This window comes from Roseobacter sp. TSBP12, from assembly GCF_009129705.1.
In the GTDB taxonomy this organism is placed as follows: domain Bacteria; phylum Pseudomonadota; class Alphaproteobacteria; order Rhodobacterales; family Rhodobacteraceae; genus Celeribacter; species Celeribacter baekdonensis_A.
In genome coordinates, this window is record NZ_PYIB01000072.1 from 11,473 (window position 1) to 29,130 (window position 17,658).

Here is a 17,658-nt window from a genome sequence, read left to right on the forward strand (position 1 = left end):
TCATAGGGGCCGCTCGCAGGATGCGGACCAGAATAGGGAGGATATATCAATGAAGACATTCGCACTCGCGGCACTTGCCGCTGTCGCTTTTGCCGCCCCGGCCTTTGCCGCCGATCCGGTGGTCGGAACATGGAAAACCCAAGTCGATGACGGGCATTACGCCTATGTCGACATCGCGCCTTGCGGGGCACAGATTTGCGGCACCATCGCCAAGGCATTTGATGCCAACGGCCCGGTCAAATCGGACAACATCGGCAAACCCATCGTTTGGGACATGATGGCCCAAGGCGGCGGAGGCTATGGCAAGGGTAAAATCTGGCAGCCTTCGACGGGCAAAGTGTTCAGCTCCAAAATGGCGTTGAACGGTGACACGCTCAAAGTGGCGGGCTGTGTCGGGCCGATTTGTAAGAAACAGACCTGGACTCGGGTGAAGTAAGGCTTCGATCTGGGAAGGCGCGGTCAAACTGGCGTTGACCTTCTGAGGTGAACACAATGGCGCGGCTGTCCTTGGATCGTCGCGCCCATCCTTTCGCTTCCATCTGCGCCAACAAGGCCCGACCCAAGGCCCCGCCCAAATGTGAGCGGCGTTCGGACCAATCAAGGCAGTCGCGACACAGCGGTCGGGCTGTGCGCAAACCCGCCAGATCGACCCCCAGCGCACTGACAAAGGCCTCACCCGCCGGGCTCACAGTGATCCCATTCGGCGTGAGAACAAGCATGTCTTGGCGCAAAAGACTGTCATACATCTGCACGCCGCGCTGCCCGGCCAGATGGTTGTAACAGACCCGCGCGTGCCGAAGTGAGGCGTCTTTGGGGCCAACCCGGCTGCGCCTTTGGCCCATGCCCCCGGCCAGTCCCATCAAACTTTCAAGCACCGCACTGACCTCAGGCCCTGCCAAAGCAAAATAGCGGTGCCGCCCCTGTTGGCGCAGGGCGATCAACTGACCTTCTTGCAATTTCTTCAGATGCGACGAGGCGGTTTGCGGGGTGATCCCGGCTTCCATCGCCAATTCGCGCGCGGTCAGCGCCTGTCCCGACATCAAGGCGGTCAGCATATTGGCGCGCGCCGGATCTCCGATCAATGCCGCCAGATGGGAAATGTCAGGGCCTTCTTTCATCGGGTCAACCTATCTCTGTTCCGCACCAAATGCTTCGATCCGTATCGAAGCATTGCCAATCCCACCCGCGGTATCAAGAGGCGATGGTTTGAAAATTGAAAGGACGTAACATGCTGACCTGTGTGATCCGCTATGAGATCGAGCCGACCAAACGTGCGCAGTTTGACCACTATGCCCGCAGATGGGGGCAATGCATTCCGCGCTGTGGTGCTGATTTGATCGGTTATTTTGCCCCGCATGAAGGCTCCGCAACGCTGGCCTATGGCATCTACTCTCTTGAGAGCCTTGCCGCCTATGAGGCGTATCGCGCTCGTTTGGCGGCGGACCCTTTGGGACGGGAAAATTACGAATTTGCCATGCGCGAAGGGTTTATTCGCGCCGAGGACCGTACATTTTTGCGCCTCGCCTCCGCGCCTCATGCCCTGTCCAGATCAGGAGAGCTGTGATGATCGCGGTGATCTTTGAGGTCTATCCTGCTGCGGGGCGAGAGGCACTTTACCTCGATCACGCCGCCGCGCTGCGCCCTCAGTTGGAACAGATCGAGGGGTTTATCTCCGTTGAGCGGTTTCAAAGCCTGACCGATCCGTTAAAGCTGTTGTCGCTGTCGTTTTTCACCGACGAGGCGGCGGTGGCGCGCTGGCGAGCGGTGTCCGATCACCAAGCGGCGCAGAGCGCAGGACGCAGCGGTGTGTTTGATGGCTACCGGCTGCGCGTGGCCCATGTGCTGCGCGACTATGGCAAAGACGATCGCGTGCAAGCGCCGCAGCCTTGAAGGACAAGGGCCGCCCGATGATCTCGGAGCGGCCCTTTTGTCTTTATCGTGATCTAAATACTCACCTTCACGGCACCCAGCCGAGGAAATTCGACACAATGCGTAGCCCCGCACGTTGGCTTTTTTCCGGGTGGAACTGACAGCCGATCATATTGTCGCGTCCGACAATGGCGGTGATGTCGCCAGCGTAATCGACATGGGCGAGGCGATGTACCGGATTCGTGACTTTGAAGTGGTAGGAGTGGACGAAATAAGCGTGATCGCCACTGTCCACACCGTCCAGCACCGGGTGAGGGTGATCGACCACCAGATCGTTCCAGCCCATATGCGGCACCTTTAGTGAAGGATCGGACGGGGTGATTTTCACCACCTCGCCGGGAATCCAGTCAAAGCCCGTGGTGTCCTCATATTCGCGGCCCCAAGACGCCATCATCTGCATCCCGATGCAAATCCCCATAAAGGGGCGGCCCTTTTGCACCACGGCCTCCTCAATCGCTTCAAACAGGCCGGAATAGGTGAACAGGTGGTTTTTGCAGGCCGGAAACGCGCCATCGCCGGGCAACACGATGCGGTCGGCCTTGGCCACCACATCGGGTTCCGAGGTCACAACGATGGTGCCCGCACCGCGTTCGCGCGCCATGCGCTCAAAGGCTTTATGGGCGGAATGGAGGTTTCCGCTGTTGTAATCAACGAGGGCTGTGAGCATGTCTTTTGCTGTCCTGAAAGGGGGACGGGGAGGGCGCGCGCGTTAGAGCGCGCCTTTTGTGGAGGGCAGGCTGTTCGCCATCCTCGGGTCGATCTCGACCGCCATGCGCAAAGCGCGGGCGACGGATTTAAAGGCGGCTTCGGCGATATGGTGCGAATTGATCCCATGCACCAGATCGACGTGCAAGGTGATGCCGCCATGGGTGGACAGCGCCTGAAAGAATTCGCGCACAAGCTCGGTGTCGAACGTGCCGATCTTGGCGGTCGGGAAATCGACGTTCCAGACCAAAAATGGCCGCGCCGACAGGTCCAGCGCGGTGGACACCTGGGTGTCGTCCATCGCCAGAGCAAAGTGGCCATAGCGGCAAATGCCCTTTTTGTCGCCAACCGCTTTGACCAAAGCCTGACCGATGGCGATGCCCGTGTCCTCGACTGTGTGGTGATCGTCAATATGAGTGTCGCCCTTGGCGCGGATCGTCATGTCGATCAGCGAATGCCGCGACAGTTGATCGAGCATATGGTCAAAAAAGCCCACGCCGGTTTGGTTGTCATAGACACCGGTCCCGTCGAGGTTGATCTCAACCGTGATCTTGGTTTCCGCCGTGTTGCGGGTGATGGTCGCTTGGCGCATGGGGGCCTCATGTTCTGTTCGCGCCCCTTATAGGCCCGCCTTTGGCGTTTTGCCAAGATGGCCTGTGCCATGCCTGTCCCGGACTGACGATCAAAGAGCTTGAAATCGGGATGTAAATTGTCGTTCTCGCCGACATGGGCGCGGTTCAGGGACGCGCTGTCCGAAAATGTGCCGCAGATATGGAACTTGGCACGTTTGGGACAGGTGTTGCCTGTGTGGCCCGGTCACAAAAGGTTTCCAAAAAGTTGAGACGTTATTAGGACTTTGTTAAGCATAATCCCGTTTCATGAAGGGGTTGATAGCAAATGGTGGCCCACATGCGTGTGCTTGTCTGGCATGGTAACATTGAAACAACAGCGCGCTGGCAGGTCGCGTTTGGTCAAAATGACCATACTGTTCGGCGTGCTCGTTCTTCCGAAGCGGCCATGGACTATTTGCGCGCTGAATCCTTTGATATGCTTATTTTCGATTTGGTGGTTGGGCACGAAAGCGGCCTTGCCGTTGCTTTGATGGCGGAATTTCACCAACCCAACATTTGTTCGATCCTGATCGCGGGCCATCAGGAGGGCGCATATAAGGACATCGAAATCGAAAGCGGCCTTTTTGCCCGTCTGGCCAGTTTGCGCTGTGTGCTTGGGGTCGAGACGCCGGTTCGTGATCTGGTCACCATCGCCGAAGAAATCCTGCGCAAACCGCAGGACACATGTGACCTGTTGCGCCAAAGCGTTCCGCAGATTTGCGCGTCTTGTGAGTTGAGCGACAGTTGTCTGGCCCTGTCTGAGTCCTCCGCCTCAAAGACGGTCGCGCCAGCGGCTCCGATGATCGCTCCATTGCGTCGCCGCCGTCAGCAGCAGGCACAAAGCGTGCTTTCAGAACCGATGCCTTAACATCGGACATGCGCCGAGACTTTCGTCGATCCCCGATGGACCCGGCATCACCTGTTCCATCAAGGAGATGGTGTGAGAGAATTGGAGCGGGCGAAGAGATTCGAACTCTCGACCCTAACCTTGGCAAGGTTATGCTCTACCCCTGAGCTACGCCCGCTCGGCGTGTCCCGTAACGTGGGTCTGACGTTTCCCTTGGGGTTCCGATCTGGGACCGGAGGGAAATTCCCTTCTCCGCTAGGAGAAGTTGGAGCGGGCGAGGCGATTCGAACGCCCGACCCTAACCTTGGCAAGGTTATGCTCTACCCCTGAGCTACGCCCGCTTCCTTGGGTGAGGCGTGAGATATGAAATCCCGCCCGAAGCTGCAAGAGGAAAATGGGCCTTTGGTCGGATTTTTTCGATTTGCGTCGATTTGCGGCTGTTTGGCCAATGGGGAAGGGCACAGAGGGCAGCGGCGTCAGATGCGGGGGCATTCTGCCGCAGTGTATTTGGTATTTTTAAAATATATCTTTGATTTGGATTAAAGACAGCACGGGCCGATCCCGTGCATGTCCGTGATGAATCTGAACACCTATGCGCCATGTTCGCCACGGCTTGCCCAAGAGCTATGCGGGGATGGCCCCCGGAGGCCGTAAATGACCCATATCATGATCCTTGGCAGCGGTTTTGGCGCGCTTACCGCCGTGCGTGAGATTCGCAAGGCCAAGATAGACGCGCGTATCACCGTCGTCTCGCCCAACCCCCACCTCACCTATTTGCCCAGTCTGATCTGGATGCCCTCCGGCATTCGCACCGCCAAAGACATCGACGTCGATCTGTCGCGATTCTTTGTCCGCGAGCGGGTCGATTGGCATGAGGGCCGCGTGGTCTCCGTGTCTGACAATGGCCGCAGGGTTGAAACCGATACGGGCACTTTGACCAATGATCATCTGATCATCGCCACCGGTGGGCGGTATCTCAAAAAGCTCCCCGGACTGGCCGAACACGCGATCATCCCCTGCGAAGGGGCGATCAACGGCCAGATCATCCACGACCGCATCCGCGATATGGCCGGCGGCACCATCGCGCTGGGCTTTGGCACCAACCCGAAAGAGCCGCAGGCGGTGCGCGGCGGGCCGATGTTTGAATTCCTCTTTGGTATCGATACGATGCTGCGGCAACAGGGGCGGCGTGACCGGTTTAAACTGGTGTTTTTCAACGGCTCGGATCGCCCCGGTCAACGGCTGGGGGATCGCGCCGTCGAAGGCCTTTTGAACGAGATGCGCAAACGCGATGTTTCGATCCATATCGGCGCAAAACCCATCCGCATTGAGGCGGATAAGGTGGTGACCGAACGCGAAGAGATCCTCGCCGATCTGGTGCTGTTCATGTCCGGGCTGACCGGGCCGACATGGCTGGATAACACCGATCTGCCGCGCTCAGAGGGCGGGTTTATTCAAGCCGATGAAAAATGCCGCGTGGTCGGGTGGCCCGACACCTATGTGGTGGGCGACACGGGCTCTTATCCGGGGCCGTCGTGGTTGGCCAAGCAGGCGCATCAGGCGGATTTGCAGGCCGAGGCCGCGGTGGCCAATATCGGTGATGTGTTGGCCGGGCGCGAAGCCAGCCATGATTTCAAGGCCGAACTTGTGTGTATTGTCGATTCCGTCAACAAGGGCATCCTTGTGTTTCGCAATGAAAAACGCGCGATCACCCTGCCAAGCTGTCGGGTGTTTCATTGGGCCAAACGCTATTTCGAATGGCATTATTTGCGCGCTTATCGCCGCTAAAGGGACGCACGCGTGCGCGCATAGTGCAACGTGTTGTGAAACTGCGCGGGCTGTTTGGTTGGGTTGCGATAGTTGTGCGGTTGATCGGCGGCAAATCGCACCGCGTCGCCCTCGCCATAGCGGGTCCATTCCCCTGTCAGCATAAGCTCGATCTCGCCTTTGGTGACGAAAATATCCTCGACCACACCGCTGTCATGCGGCTGAGACACATGGGTTTGCCCCGGCTCCAACCGGATCAAGAATGTCTCTGAGCCAAAGATCGGGTCAAAGGCAAAAATCGGGTGAAAGCTGATGCTCTCGGCAAACCGCACCTCAGGTCGGGGGCGCGGTCCTGTGCGGGCGGTTGTGGGCGTCACCCGGTCCTCGATCAGGGCGGTGAGCGGCAGGTGAAACCCCTTGGCCAGTTTCCACAATGTCGCCAGCGTTGGTGAAGATTCGCCGCGCTCGATCTGTCCCAACATCGCCTTGCTCACCCCGGTCCGCTCCGCCGCCTGCGATAGGCTGAGGCCGGCCTCGGTGCGGATAGATTTGAGGTTGAGTTGGATGGGCAGGGCGGAGGGGGCATTGGACATTTTGTGTGGCAGGGCTTTCAAAGGGCTTGTGCGCTATAACGCTCGTACGCTATAGCGTCCACAATACGGCGATGCAGTCCCCGACGCAAGCCCGCCGCAAAACTCCCGGTCAAAGGCACGATACCCATGTCAGGATTGAAACTCTCCCACCTCGTTTCCGGCGCCATTGCCGTGCTTTTGGGCTACACCAGCAGCGTCGCGATCATCTTTCAGGCCATTGATGTTTTGGGCCTCAGCCATGCGCAGGCCAGCAGTTGGATGTTGGCGCTGGGGCTGGGCATGGGCCTCTCGACCCTGATCCTCACCCTGCGCTACCGGATGCCGATCCTGACCGCATGGTCCACTCCGGGCGCAGCACTTTTGGTGCTCAGCCTGCAAGGGGTGCGCGTCGAGGAGGCCATCGGCGCCTTTCTGTTTTGTGGCGCGCTTTTGACCCTGACGGGTCTCACCGGATGGTTCGAAAAAGTCGCGCATCTCATCCCCGAAGCCATCGGCAGCGCCATGTTGGCGGGCATCCTGTTTCGCTTTGGGCTTGGGGTGTTTTCGTCGATGGAGGAGAACCTGCCGTTGGTGGTGCTGATGTGTGCGGTCTATCTGGCCGGGCGGCGCTGGTTTGCGCGGTTTGCCATTCCCTCGGTGCTTTTGGCGGGGATCGTGTTTTGTGCCCTCACCAGCGCGTTTGTCACCGACACCGCGTTTGAATTCTCCTTTGCCATGCCGGTGTTTACCCTGCCGTCCTTCTCGCCCTCGGCGCTGATTGGCATTGGCGTGCCACTTTATATCGTCACCATGAGCTCGCAAAACATGCCCGGCGTCGTCACGATGAAGGCGGCGGGCTACGCGTTGCCGGTGTCCTCCGCCATCACAGTGACCGGGCTGACCACGCTCATCCTCGCGCCGTTTGGCGGCTATGCCTTTAACCTGGCGGCGATCACGGCGGCAATTTGTGCCGGGCCTGAGGCGGACGACAATCCCGCAACCCGGTGGAAAGCGGCGATGGTCACCGGCGTGCTTTATTGCATGGTCGGCCTGATGGGCGCGGCGGTGATCAGCCTGTTTGTCATCGCGCCAAAAGCGCTTGTTGTCACCATCGCCGGGCTCGCGCTTTTGAACACGATCAGTGCAAGCCTGAGTGCGGCTCTGGCCGCGCCCGCGCATCGTGACGCCGCTTTGGTGACCTTTATGACCACCGTCTCAGGCATCAGTTTCATGAGCATTGGGGCGCCGGTTTGGGCGTTGCTGTTTGGGGCTTTGACCTCTCTGGCTTTGACCCGACGCAGCACCCGCGCATGAAAAAGCCCCGCCGGAGCGGGGCTTTTAAATGGGGTTTCAGAGACTTATTCGAATTCGACCAGTAAATCCTTGGCGTCGATCTGGCTTGCCGGGCTGACATTGACCGCCTTGATCACGCGTCTTGGTCGGCATTGATCGAGGTCTCCATTTTCATCGCCTCGATGGTCAGGAGCACATCGCCCTTTTTGACCTTTTGTCCCGCGACCACGGCCACAGTGGCCACAACTCCCGGCATCGGCGCGCCGATGTGTTTGGGGTTGCCAAGTTCGGCCTTGGGTCGCGCGGTGGTGGTGGAGGCGGCGGAGCGGTCTTTGACGCGCACGGTGCGCGGCTGGCCGTTCAGTTCAAAGAACAGTTTGACCTCGCCCTTTTCATCCGGCTCGCCCAACGCCTGACAGCGGATTTCCAAGGTCACGCCGGGATCAATCGACACCGAAATCTCTTCGCCCATTTCCATGCCGTAGAAAAAGTTTTTCGTTGGCAGAGTGCGCACCGGACCGAATTGATCGTGGCGGTCCATGTAATCGGTGAAGACTTTCGGATACATCAGGTAGCCGTTGAGATCTTCGTCATCAATCACGCAGTCCTCAAATTTAGCGGCCAGCTCTGCGCGCGTCGCCTCGATATCCACCGGCGGCAGGTGTTTGCCGGGGCGTTCAAGGTTGGGTTTCTCTTTGCCCAGAACCTTTTTGAGGATCGCGTCGGGAAAGCCTTTCGGCGGCTGACCGAGGTTGCCCCGCATCATGTCGATCACCGACTCCGGGAAGGCCACGTCGTGTTTCGGGTCCTCGACCTGGGCACGTGTCAGGCCTTGGGAGACCATCATCAACGCCATGTCACCGACCACTTTCGAGGAGGGCGTGACCTTGACGATGTCTCCGAACATCATGTTCACATCGGCGTAGGCCTGGGCGACCTCATGCCATTTTTCCTCCAAACCCAGCGAGCGGGCCTGAGCTTTGAGGTTGGTGAACTGACCGCCGGGCATTTCGTGTAGATAGACCTCGGAAGCGGGGGCTTTGAGGCCGCTTTCAAACGCCGCATATTGGCCGCGCACCGCTTCCCAATAGTTGGACAGTTCGCGGATGGCGGAAATATCAAGTCCGGTGTCACGCTCGGTGAACCGTGTGGCCTCAACGATGGAGCCCAAACACGCCTGCGACGTGCCGCCCGAGAAGGCGTCCATTGCGGCGTCAATCGCATCGACGCCTGCGTCGGCTGCGGCCAAAATGGTCGCGGCGGCTGCCCCCGAGGTGTCGTGGGTATGGAAGTGGATCGGCAGGCCGACTTCTTCTTTCAGCGCCTTGACCAGAACCCGCGCCTGTGCCGGTTTCAACAGGCCCGCCATGTCTTTGAGACCCAACACATGCGCCCCCGCGGCCTTCAAATCCTTGCCCATCTGGACATAGTATTTCAGGTCGTATTTGGCCCGCGCGGGATCGAACAAATCACCCGTGTAACAGATCGTGCCTTCGCAGACCTTGCCAGACTCGATCACCGCATCCATCGCCACGCGCATGTTTTCGACCCAGTTGAGACTGTCGAACACACGGAACACATCGACGCCGGTTTCGGCCGCTTGTTTGACGAAGGACTGCACCACGTTGTCGGGATAGTTGGTGTAGCCAACGCCGTTTGAGGCGCGCAAAAGCATTTGCGTCATCAGGTTCGGCATCTTTTCGCGAATGTCGCGCAGGCGCTGCCACGGGCATTCCTGCAAGAACCGGTAGGCCACATCAAAGGTCGCGCCGCCCCAACATTCGACCGAAAACAGGCCCGGCAGATTGGCGGCATAGGCGGGGGCGGCGTTGATCATGTCGATCGAGCGCATCCGGGTGGCCAGCAGCGATTGGTGGCCATCGCGCATGGTGGTGTCGGTGATCAAAAGCTGCGGTTGCGCCAACATCCAATCGGCCACCGCTTGCGGGCCTTTTTCGTCCAAAAGCTGCCGCGTGCCGGGCACGGGCGTTTCCACCCGCAGGGCCGGGATCACTGGCTGGCGCGCATCGGCTGCGGGTTTGGCCCGGCCCAGGGTTTCGGGGTGGCCGTTGACCGTGATCTCCGAAAGATAGGTCAGGATTTTCGTGGCCCGGTCGCGGCGCGGTTTGAAATCAAACAGCGAGGGCGTCTCGTCAATAAACTTGGTGGTATATTCATTGCCGAGAAAAATCGGGTGTTTCAGCAGGTTTTCAACAAAGGCGATGTTGGTGGAGACGCCGCGAATACGGAATTCGCGCAGCGCCCGGTCCATCCGCGCAATCGCCGCTTCGGGTGTGGGCGCCCAAGCGGTCACTTTGGTGAGCAAACTGTCGTAATAGCGGGTGATCACCGCGCCGGAATAGGCCGTGCCGCCATCCAGACGGATGCCCATGCCGGTGGCCGAGCGGTAGGTGGTGATGCGGCCATAATCGGGGATGAAATTGTTCGTTGGGTCTTCGGTCGTGACCCGGCATTGCAGCGCGTGACCGTCGAGTTTCACGTCATATTGCGACGCCACACCCGTGGCCTCGACCAAGGATTTGCCCTCGGCAATCAGAATCTGTGCCCGCACGATGTCGATGCCCGTGACCTCTTCGGTCACCGTGTGTTCGACCTGCACGCGCGGGTTGACCTCGATGAAATAGAATTTGCCCGTGTCCATATCCATCAGGAATTCGACCGTGCCGGCGCATTCGTAATTCACATGCTCACAGATGCGTTTGCCGAGGTTACAAATCTCTTCGCGCTGGGTCTCAGAGAGGTAGGGGGCGGGGGCGCGTTCGACGACCTTTTGGTTGCGGCGCTGGACCGAACAATCGCGCTCATAGAGGTGATAAATGTTGCCTTGCTGTCGCCCAGTATTTGCACCTCGACGTGGCGCGCCCGGATGATCATCTTTTCCAGATAACCTTCGCCATTGCCAAAGGCCGATACGGCCTCGCGGCGACCCTCTTTTACTTTTTCTTCAAGCTCTTCGGCGTTCATGATCGGACGCATGCCGCGCCCGCCGCCGCCCCAAGAGGCCTTGAGCATCAAGGGAAAGCCGATCTCGGTCGCCTCTTTGCGGATCGCATCCCAATCGTCGCCCAACACATCCGTTGCCGGGATCACCGGCACGCCCGCCTGCACCGCGACTTTGCGCGCGCTGGCCTTGTCGCCCAATTGGCGCATGGTTTTGGCTTTGGGGCCGATGAAGGTGATCCCCGCTTCGGTACAGGCATCGACGAAATCGGGGTTTTCGGACAAGAGGCCATAGCCGGGGTGGATCGCATCCGCGCCAGACAATTTGGCGACGCGGATGATTTCCTCGATGGAGAGATAGGCGGCAACAGGCCCCATGCCTTCACCGATTTTATAGGCCTCGTCGGCCTTAAAGCGGTGCAGCGACAACTTGTCCTCTTCGGCGTAGATGGCGACCGTGCGTTTGCCCATTTCATTGGCGGCGCGCATGACGCGGATCGCGATCTCCCCCCGGTTGGCTATCAGGACTTTTTTGAAGTTCGCCATCTCGCAGTCTCCCCTGTGACGCTGAAATTTTCATCAGGTTAGGGATTTCTGCAGTGCAGTAAATCCCCAAAACAACGGATGGTCGCCGAGGCATTGGAAACAGGTGTTCAAAAGCTGCACAAAGGTGCCGTAACTGGATGTGCCGGTATGATAATTTGCAGGTTAGCAAAATATATTCAGCTCATTAGCAAATAAGGTCTGCGAAGGTGCCGTATTTTGCAAACCTGCCATTTGATCAGATTTTGCAGGGCAAAGAAGGGGGAATCGCTGCCCCAAAGAGATGAAAAATTCCCCCTTTGGGGCTAGGGTTTAAGTTCGGTCTGCGACCCCGTCTTCGCGCCTAGCTTTGGCGCGAGGTCAGGGGGATTTCTTTTAGCAAAAAGGCGATGAGCAAGCCACCTGCGGAGACTCCGGCGGCGATCCAATAGACTGGGTGCAGCGCCATCGAAACCGTATCGGCCACCAGTTCCCGGGCCTCAACGGAAAGGCCTGCGAGCACCTGCGGCCCCAGCTCGGCGACATTGGCTAGGCCTTCCACAGGCGCCCCGCCCATCAGGTGCGCCATCCGCGTGGCAAAGAGCGCCCCAAACAGGGCCACAGCAATCGAGGCCCCGACTTGGCGAAACATCAACCCGGCGGCGGTGGCCGTACCGATTTGTTGGCGCGGCACGGCGTTTTGCACCGCGGTGGTGACCACCGGGAAGATGCAGCCCATGCCCGCGCCAAGCCCGACCAGCGCCGCCCATAACACGGGGGCGGGCAGGGTCGGAGACAGCCGGGTCAGGATCAAAAGCGCCACGGTGGTGAGGCTCAGACCGATCAGCGGCAGGATGCGGTAGCGCCCGGTGCGGCCCATATACTGGCCCGCAATTGTTGAGGCCGAAAGGATGCCAAAGGTCATCGGGATCAGTTGCAGACCGGAGCTTGTGGCGGTCGCCCCTTGTGCCATTTGCAAAAAGACGGGGATGAACGTCAAAGCCCCAAACATCAGTGCGCCGGAGACGAATGAGATCGCTGAGGTCACGGCAAAGGTGTTCATCGAGAACAGTTGCAATGGCAAAATCGGTTCTTCGGCTTGCCGTTCGATGGCAATAAAACCGAGCACGGAGAAGACAAACAGAGCCATCAAGCTCAGGCCAAACGGGCCGGTCAGATCAAATTCCTTGCCGCCCAGTGCGGTGAGCAAGACGATGGAGGACAGAGCCAAGGTCAAAGCCGCAGCCCCCGCATAGTCGATTTTATGGCTGACGCGGTCGGGGTGGGCTTTGAAGCCAAAGACAAAGCCTGCGAGCGCCAAAAGGCCGAAGGGCAGGTTGATGAAGAAAATCCAGTGCCAGGAGAGCGCATCGACAAACCAGCCGCCCAACAGCGGACCGGCGACGGAGGAAATGCCGAAGACGCCGGCAAAGACGCCTTGGATTTTGCCGCGTTCTTTTGGCGGGATCACATCGCCAATGATCGAGAGGGCGAGCACGAAAAGACCGCCGCCCCCCAGGCCTTGTATCGCGCGGGCACCGATCAAAAAGCCCATGGAGCCGGACAGGCCACAGAGCACCGAGCCGGTGAGAAAGAGCGACACCGAGACAAAGACCATGTTACGCCGACCATAAAGGTCGCCAAGTTTGCCATAAAGCGGCGCGACGATGGTGGAGGCGAGGATATAGGCAGTGACCACCCAAGAGAGGTGATCGAGGCCGCCAAGGTCGGCAACAATGGTGGGAAGCGCGGTTGAGACGATGGTTTGATCAAGTGCTGCCAGCAACAACAGCACCGCCACGGAGGCAATGACAAGGCGGACAGAGCTGTGTTCATCCGCCGTATTGGAGGCGGGTTCTGTGAGGGGCGGGGTGTGCGATTGCGACATGTGCGATTGCGACATGGGAACTCCTTTTGACCCGTCGCCCTCCGCGACTCGGGTGGGGCTGGGCTTTTGGCAGAGAGGTAGTGCGGATTCATTTATGTGTCAACATCACATAAATGCGACTATCACATAGTTGACATGCGCACATAAAAGTGCAATTCCACGCCGCATGACCGAGAATGCCATGACAGATACATCCAAACCCCGCTCCTTTGATCCCCGCATCCATGCGGGCATCCCACAATTCCTTGAAGACAAAGGGTTTAGTCCCGATGCCTCTGAGGCGCTTTTGCAATTGGATATGGCGTTGTTTCAATGGCGACGCATGGCCGAGAAGGGCGAATTCAAGGGCAAGGTGTTGGAGGGCGTGACCGAGACATTGGAGCCGGCGCTGCTTCAGGGACTGTTGTCCATTGCGCAATTGTCCGCCGGCATCGGTCGCACCGAGCCGGTTCAGCCGACCATCGGCATGGTCGCCGAAGTGATGGCCGTGGACCCGTCTCGCGCTTCTCGGATTGTGTCCGAACTGGTGTCTCGCGGGTTTGTCGAACGCCGTGCGGCGCAAGAAGACGCGCGGCGCTCGGTTTTGGCGGTCACACCGAAGTCGCGCACATTTTTGGGCGAATTCACCCTGTCGAAATGGCGCATTCTCTCCGAGGTGTTCGAGGGGTGGGAGGGCGAAGACATCGCCACGTTTTCGCGCCTGTTTGCGCGCTATGTCTCGGGCCTTGTGGGGGTTGTGTCCGGCGGACAAGAGCCCACGCAGGATGCGGTTAAACCCAAAGTTTAGTTGATTTTCTCGGGCCGGGTCAGCGGGGCGGGCGTGATGCCCGACATCGCACGTCGCGCGGCTTCGCGGGCCAAGATCGCCCGCGCCGGGCTGGCGGCGATCGGTCGGCTGAGATCAGACGAAATTTCGCCCAGTGCGATCAACGCATGGTAGCGGGAACAACACACGCGCAAAAACGAGGTGAAATTGCCCAAATCGTGATCGGCATCCATCGCCTCATGCCACAGTTTGGTGATCAACTGTGCCAGCGAGAGACCATCGCGCGCGCCGATCTCTTCGAGGGTTTCCCAAAAATGCGTCTCGATCCGAATGGAGGTCGCCACCCCATCAATGCGCAGGCTCCGGGTCCGGCTTTGCCAAAGCATTGGGTCCGCGCCAATGAAAAGTTCACACATCTCAGGTCCTCCCTCCTGTTTGGTGATGCTCGCGTGCTGATCGGCGGCGACACACAGGCCCCCGCCGATCCCTCGATCTTACAGCAATTTCATAAACTGCGCGAGCCAGTCAGGGTGGGCGGGCCAAGCAGGCGCGGTGACCAGATTGCCGTCGGTGACGGCGGCGCTCACCGCGATGTCGGCATAGGTGCCCCCGGCGGCTGTGACCTCAAAGGAACAGGCGGGATAGGCGGAACAGGTCCGATCTTTCAACACCCCGCTGCGGCCAAAAGCTGTGCGCCATGACAGATCGAAGCCACGGGTTTGTTCGCCTCAAAGAAATGCCGGATCATGTCCAGCACCGAGGCATCAAGGCGCAAATACTCCGGCGCCCGTCCGCCCGGAATGACCAAAGCATCGTAATCGGACGCGTCAATCTCCGCATAGGTTGCGGTCAGCGCAAAGTTGTGACCGGGCTTTTCCGTATAGGTCTGGTCGCCCTCAAAGTCGTGGATCGCGGTTTTCACCGTCTCTCCGGCGGCTTTGCCGGGACACACCGCATCCACCGTATGTCCGCAGGCCAAAAGGCACTGGAACGGCACCATGGTTTCGTAGTCTTCGGTGAAATCACCTGTGATCATGAGAATTTTGGCCATCGTCTCTCCTCCCGTGACTGTCGATGTTGTGCGATCAGCCTAGGTCAGAGCGGGCGGGCGTGGGTGTTATGGGGATACTACGGTGAGGCGCGCCGGAAAGATGTCCGTTGTGATGAGAACATATAAAGAACGTGCTTTTCCTCGGCGTGGCTCTTCTGTATCGTTATGCGCATGAGCAGTTTCAATGAAGATGACGCCTTCGAGGCGGCCGTCACCCGCCCCTCCGCGGACCCGTCCTCGGGTCAATCCCTGTCGCAACTGGCGATGCAGGGGGCCATGGGTGCGCGTCCCATGGATTATCTGGGCGGTCTCAACCCCGCCCAACGGGCCGCTGTTGAGGCCTTGGACGGTCCCGTCCTGATGCTCGCGGGCGCGGGCACTGGCAAGACCAAGGCGCTCACTGCCCGCATCGCGCATCTTTTGAACACCGGGCGGGCGCGTCCGAACGAAATCCTCGCCGTGACCTTTACCAACAAGGCGGCGCGCGAGATGAAAGAACGGGTCGCGGGTCTGATGGGCCACACGATTGAGGGGATGCCTTGGCTTGGCACCTTTCACTCGGTCTGCGTCAAACTGTTGCGCCGTCATGCTGAGATGGTTGGGCTGAAATCGAATTTTACGATTTTGGACACGGATGATCAGGTCCGTTTGATGAAGCAACTGATCATTGCCTCAGGCATGGACGAAAAACGCTGGCCCGCACGGCAGTTGGCCGGAATCATCGACGGGTGGAAAAACCGCGCGCTGACGCCAAAGACCCTGCCGGGGTCCGAAGCGGCGGCGTTTGATGATCGCGGTCCGAAATTATACGCCCAATATCAAGCCCGCCTTCAAACCCTCAATGCGGTGGATTTCGGCGATCTCCTCTTGCATATGGTGACGATTTTCCAAAGCCGCCCGGATCTGTTGGAGCAATATCAGCGTTGGTTCAAATACATCCTCGTGGACGAGTACCAAGATACCAACGTCGCCCAATATCTATGGCTGCGGCTTTTGGCGGGCGGACATAAAAACATCTGTTGCGTTGGCGATGACGATCAGTCGATCTATGGCTGGCGCGGGGCCGAGGTGGGCAATATCTTGCGGTTTGAAAAGGATTTTCCCGGCGCCAAAGTCGTGCGTCTGGAACAAAACTACCGCTCCACCCCGCATATTCTGGCCGCCGCCTCGTCGGTGATCGCGGGCAATCGGGACCGCCTTGGCAAAGAGCTTTGGACCGCCGAGACCGAGGGCGAAAAGGTGCGCCTTATCGGCCATTGGGACGGCGAAGAAGAGGCGCGCTGGGTCGGGGAAGAGATCGAGGCGATGCATGGCGGCTCGCGCTCCCGGTTGCGGCAATTCTCCCTTGACGACATGGCCATCCTCGTGCGCGCTTCGCATCAAATGCGGGCCTTTGAGGATCGGTTTTTGTCCATCGGTCTGCCGTACCGGGTCATTGGTGGGCCGCGATTCTATGAGCGGATGGAGATCCGCGATGCGATGGCCTATTTCCGCGTGGTGATTTCGCCCGAGGACGATCTGGCCTTTGAGCGCATCATCAACACGCCCAAACGTGGGGTGGGCGATAAGGCTTTGCAGGACATCCAAATCGCGGCGCGCTCGAATGGTGTGAACCTTGTCGAAGGCGCGCGAATCGCCATCGCCGATGGGCTGCTCAAGGGCAAAGCCAAGTCTGGTGTCGCGGGGCTTTTGGCCGATCTCGACCGCTGGTCCGGGCTTTGCGCGCAACAAATCCGTTACCCCGGCGTGGCCGATGAGGACGCGGTGGTGGAGGACGTGAGTTATGAACCCGCCGAGATCAGCCACATTGAACTGGCCGAAATGATCTTGGATGAATCCGGCTACACCGCCATGTGGCAAAACGACAAAACGCCGGAGGCGCCGGGGCGGCTTGAGAACCTCAAGGAACTCGTCAAGGCCTTGGAGCAATTTGATAATCTCGCCGGGTTCTTGGAACACGTCGCTCTGATCATGGACAATGATAGCGGCAAGGATGGCGAGAAAGTCACCATCATGACCCTGCACGGGGCCAAGGGGCTTGAGTTTCCTGTCGTGTTCCTGCCAGGGTGGGAAGAAGGGCTTTTCCCATCACAGCGTTCGATGGATGAAAGCGGCCTCAAGGGGCTCGAAGAAGAGCGCCGTCTGGCCTATGTCGGCATCACCCGCGCCGAGGAACTTTGCACCATCACCTTTGCCGCCAACCGGCGCGTTTATGGCCAATGGCAATCGCAACTGGCCTCGCGGTTTATCGACGAATTGCCGGTCGATCATGTGGACGTCATGACGCCTTCGGGGCTGTCAAACACGCCGGGCGGCTTCGGCTCGATGGGCGGACATCGGGACGATGACCTGCCGCGTGCCTCCTTTCATGATCGCGTGTCCAATGCCGATGCCTATGAGTCCCCCGGCTGGCGACGGATGCAGAGCCGCGGCCAGCAGGCCAAAGCCGGACAACGCGGCGTGGCGCAATCCATCGGCAAACATCCCACCGTGATCGATGCAAAAGCCGTTGTTGCCTTTGCCATTGGCGACCGGGTGTTCCACAAAAAATTCGGCTATGGCGAGGTGATGGAGATCGAGGGCGACAAGCTTGCCATTGAGTTCGATCATTCCGGTTTGAAAAAGCTGGTGGCGGGCTTTGTCTTGCCCGCTGAAAAGGCCTCTGATGTGCCATTTTGAACCGCCATTTTGAACCGCATTGGCCGCGATATGCGTTAGAATTATCTGGATTTTAACCGTGCTGACT

14 protein-coding genes, 2 tRNA genes and 2 pseudogenes are annotated in these 17,658 nt (G+C 59.0%); 8 read left to right on the top strand and 10 right to left on the bottom strand.

Annotated features, from left to right (window positions below):
• Positions 1-49 precede the first annotated feature (49 nt).
• Positions 50-436, top strand: coding sequence for a DUF2147 domain-containing protein (locus tag C8029_RS19945; RefSeq protein ID WP_152003585.1), 387 nt, complete (start codon positions 50-52; stop codon positions 434-436).
• Here the strand turns inward: C8029_RS19945 and C8029_RS19950 are convergent.
• Entirely contained in the window at positions 375-1,118 is a 744-nt protein-coding gene (locus tag C8029_RS19950) for an ArsR/SmtB family transcription factor (protein ID WP_152003586.1), read from the bottom strand. The two genes, C8029_RS19945 and C8029_RS19950, sit on opposite strands and share 62 nt — an antisense overlap.
• Before the next feature lie 110 nt (positions 1,119-1,228).
• On the opposite strand from C8029_RS19950, the gene C8029_RS19955 reads away from it, so the two are divergent.
• Both C8029_RS19955 and C8029_RS19960 read left to right on the top strand, forming a co-directional pair.
• Positions 1,229-1,564 (top strand): NIPSNAP family protein, encoded by a 336-nt coding sequence (locus tag C8029_RS19955; RefSeq protein ID WP_152003587.1) that lies wholly within the window; start codon positions 1,229-1,231, stop codon positions 1,562-1,564.
• Positions 1,564-1,890, top strand: coding sequence for an antibiotic biosynthesis monooxygenase family protein (locus tag C8029_RS19960; protein ID WP_152003588.1), 327 nt, complete (start codon positions 1,564-1,566; stop codon positions 1,888-1,890). The genes C8029_RS19955 and C8029_RS19960 overlap by 1 nt, the downstream gene beginning before the upstream one ends.
• Positions 1,891-1,957: 67 nt before the next feature.
• On the opposite strand, the gene hisH is transcribed toward C8029_RS19960, so the two are convergent.
• Both hisH and hisB read right to left on the bottom strand, forming a co-directional pair.
• Positions 1,958-2,596, bottom strand: a complete 639-nt coding sequence (gene hisH / locus C8029_RS19965; protein WP_152003589.1) for an imidazole glycerol phosphate synthase subunit HisH — start codon at positions 2,594-2,596, stop codon at positions 1,958-1,960.
• 42 nt (positions 2,597-2,638) lie between these two features.
• Positions 2,639-3,226 (bottom strand): imidazoleglycerol-phosphate dehydratase HisB, encoded by a 588-nt coding sequence (hisB, locus tag C8029_RS19970; protein WP_152003590.1) that lies wholly within the window; start codon positions 3,224-3,226, stop codon positions 2,639-2,641.
• A 317-nt stretch (positions 3,227-3,543) separates the two neighbouring features.
• On the opposite strand from hisB, the gene C8029_RS19975 reads away from it, so the two are divergent.
• Positions 3,544-4,113, top strand: a complete 570-nt coding sequence (locus tag C8029_RS19975) for a response regulator (RefSeq protein ID WP_157789784.1) — start codon at positions 3,544-3,546, stop codon at positions 4,111-4,113.
• Between the two features lie 82 nt (positions 4,114-4,195).
• On the opposite strand, the gene C8029_RS19980 is transcribed toward C8029_RS19975, so the two are convergent.
• Together C8029_RS19980 and C8029_RS19985 are read right to left on the bottom strand one after the other, a co-directional pair.
• Positions 4,196-4,270: transfer RNA gene (locus tag C8029_RS19980), tRNA-Gly, on the bottom strand.
• 88 nt (positions 4,271-4,358) lie between these two features.
• A tRNA-Gly gene (locus tag C8029_RS19985) sits at positions 4,359-4,433 on the bottom strand.
• A gap of 313 nt (positions 4,434-4,746) precedes the next feature.
• Between C8029_RS19985 and C8029_RS19990 the strand changes: the two genes are divergently transcribed.
• Complete coding sequence (locus tag C8029_RS19990; protein ID WP_009570775.1) at positions 4,747-5,880, top strand: NAD(P)/FAD-dependent oxidoreductase; 1,134 nt, start codon at positions 4,747-4,749, stop codon at positions 5,878-5,880.
• Here the strand turns inward: C8029_RS19990 and C8029_RS19995 are convergent.
• Entirely contained in the window at positions 5,877-6,452 is a 576-nt protein-coding gene (locus C8029_RS19995) for a helix-turn-helix domain-containing protein (protein ID WP_009570774.1), read from the bottom strand. The genes C8029_RS19990 and C8029_RS19995 overlap by 4 nt on opposite strands.
• A 126-nt stretch (positions 6,453-6,578) precedes the next feature.
• On the opposite strand from C8029_RS19995, the gene C8029_RS20000 reads away from it, so the two are divergent.
• On the top strand, positions 6,579-7,745 hold the full coding sequence (locus tag C8029_RS20000) for a benzoate/H(+) symporter BenE family transporter (protein ID WP_009570773.1): 1,167 nt from the start codon (positions 6,579-6,581) through the stop codon (positions 7,743-7,745).
• A gap of 112 nt (positions 7,746-7,857) precedes the next feature.
• On the opposite strand, the pseudogene C8029_RS20005 reads toward C8029_RS20000, so the two are convergent.
• Positions 7,858-11,231: pseudogene (locus tag C8029_RS20005) on the bottom strand (pyruvate carboxylase).
• 340 nt (positions 11,232-11,571) lie between these two features.
• Positions 11,572-13,110 carry an MDR family MFS transporter gene (locus C8029_RS20010; protein ID WP_152003592.1) on the bottom strand — a complete coding sequence of 513 codons (1,539 nt, stop codon included), beginning with the start codon at positions 13,108-13,110 and terminating at the stop codon, positions 11,572-11,574.
• A gap of 166 nt (positions 13,111-13,276) precedes the next feature.
• Between C8029_RS20010 and C8029_RS20015 the strand changes: the two genes are divergently transcribed.
• On the top strand, positions 13,277-13,882 hold the full coding sequence (locus C8029_RS20015) for a MarR family winged helix-turn-helix transcriptional regulator (protein ID WP_157789783.1): 606 nt from the start codon (positions 13,277-13,279) through the stop codon (positions 13,880-13,882).
• On the opposite strand, the gene C8029_RS20020 is transcribed toward C8029_RS20015, so the two are convergent.
• Entirely contained in the window at positions 13,879-14,277 is a 399-nt protein-coding gene (locus C8029_RS20020; protein WP_009570766.1) for a ribbon-helix-helix domain-containing protein, read from the bottom strand. The two genes, C8029_RS20015 and C8029_RS20020, sit on opposite strands and share 4 nt — an antisense overlap.
• Before the next feature lie 78 nt (positions 14,278-14,355).
• A pseudogene (locus C8029_RS20025) lies at positions 14,356-14,912 on the bottom strand (DJ-1/PfpI family protein).
• A gap of 171 nt (positions 14,913-15,083) precedes the next feature.
• On the opposite strand from C8029_RS20025, the gene C8029_RS20030 reads away from it, so the two are divergent.
• Positions 15,084-17,591 carry an ATP-dependent helicase gene (locus C8029_RS20030; protein WP_193217699.1) on the top strand — a complete coding sequence of 836 codons (2,508 nt, stop codon included), beginning with the start codon at positions 15,084-15,086 and terminating at the stop codon, positions 17,589-17,591.
• Positions 17,592-17,658: the final 67 nt, after the last annotated feature.

What these genes read in the sequence shown, in the direction of transcription:
- C8029_RS19945 (WP_152003585.1), top strand. Translation starts at nt 50, where the DNA reads ATGAAGACATTCGCACTCGCGGCACTTGCCGCTGTCGCTTTTGCCGCC.
- C8029_RS20010 (WP_152003592.1), bottom strand. Translation starts at nt 13,110, where the DNA reads ATGTCGCAATCGCACATGTCGCAATCGCACACCCCGCCCCTCACAGAA.
- C8029_RS19975 (WP_157789784.1), top strand. Translation starts at nt 3,544, where the DNA reads ATGCGTGTGCTTGTCTGGCATGGTAACATTGAAACAACAGCGCGCTGG.
- hisB (WP_152003590.1), bottom strand. Translation starts at nt 3,226, where the DNA reads ATGCGCCAAGCGACCATCACCCGCAACACGGCGGAAACCAAGATCACG.
- C8029_RS20000 (WP_009570773.1), top strand. Translation starts at nt 6,579, where the DNA reads ATGTCAGGATTGAAACTCTCCCACCTCGTTTCCGGCGCCATTGCCGTG.
- C8029_RS20020 (WP_009570766.1), bottom strand. Translation starts at nt 14,277, where the DNA reads ATGTGTGAACTTTTCATTGGCGCGGACCCAATGCTTTGGCAAAGCCGG.
- hisH (WP_152003589.1), bottom strand. Translation starts at nt 2,596, where the DNA reads ATGCTCACAGCCCTCGTTGATTACAACAGCGGAAACCTCCATTCCGCC.
- C8029_RS20015 (WP_157789783.1), top strand. Translation starts at nt 13,277, where the DNA reads ATGACAGATACATCCAAACCCCGCTCCTTTGATCCCCGCATCCATGCG.
- C8029_RS19950 (WP_152003586.1), bottom strand. Translation starts at nt 1,118, where the DNA reads ATGAAAGAAGGCCCTGACATTTCCCATCTGGCGGCATTGATCGGAGAT.
- C8029_RS19995 (WP_009570774.1), bottom strand. Translation starts at nt 6,452, where the DNA reads ATGTCCAATGCCCCCTCCGCCCTGCCCATCCAACTCAACCTCAAATCT.
- C8029_RS20030 (WP_193217699.1), top strand. Translation starts at nt 15,084, where the DNA reads ATGAGCAGTTTCAATGAAGATGACGCCTTCGAGGCGGCCGTCACCCGC.
- C8029_RS19955 (WP_152003587.1), top strand. Translation starts at nt 1,229, where the DNA reads ATGCTGACCTGTGTGATCCGCTATGAGATCGAGCCGACCAAACGTGCG.
- C8029_RS19960 (WP_152003588.1), top strand. Translation starts at nt 1,564, where the DNA reads ATGATCGCGGTGATCTTTGAGGTCTATCCTGCTGCGGGGCGAGAGGCA.
- C8029_RS19990 (WP_009570775.1), top strand. Translation starts at nt 4,747, where the DNA reads ATGACCCATATCATGATCCTTGGCAGCGGTTTTGGCGCGCTTACCGCC.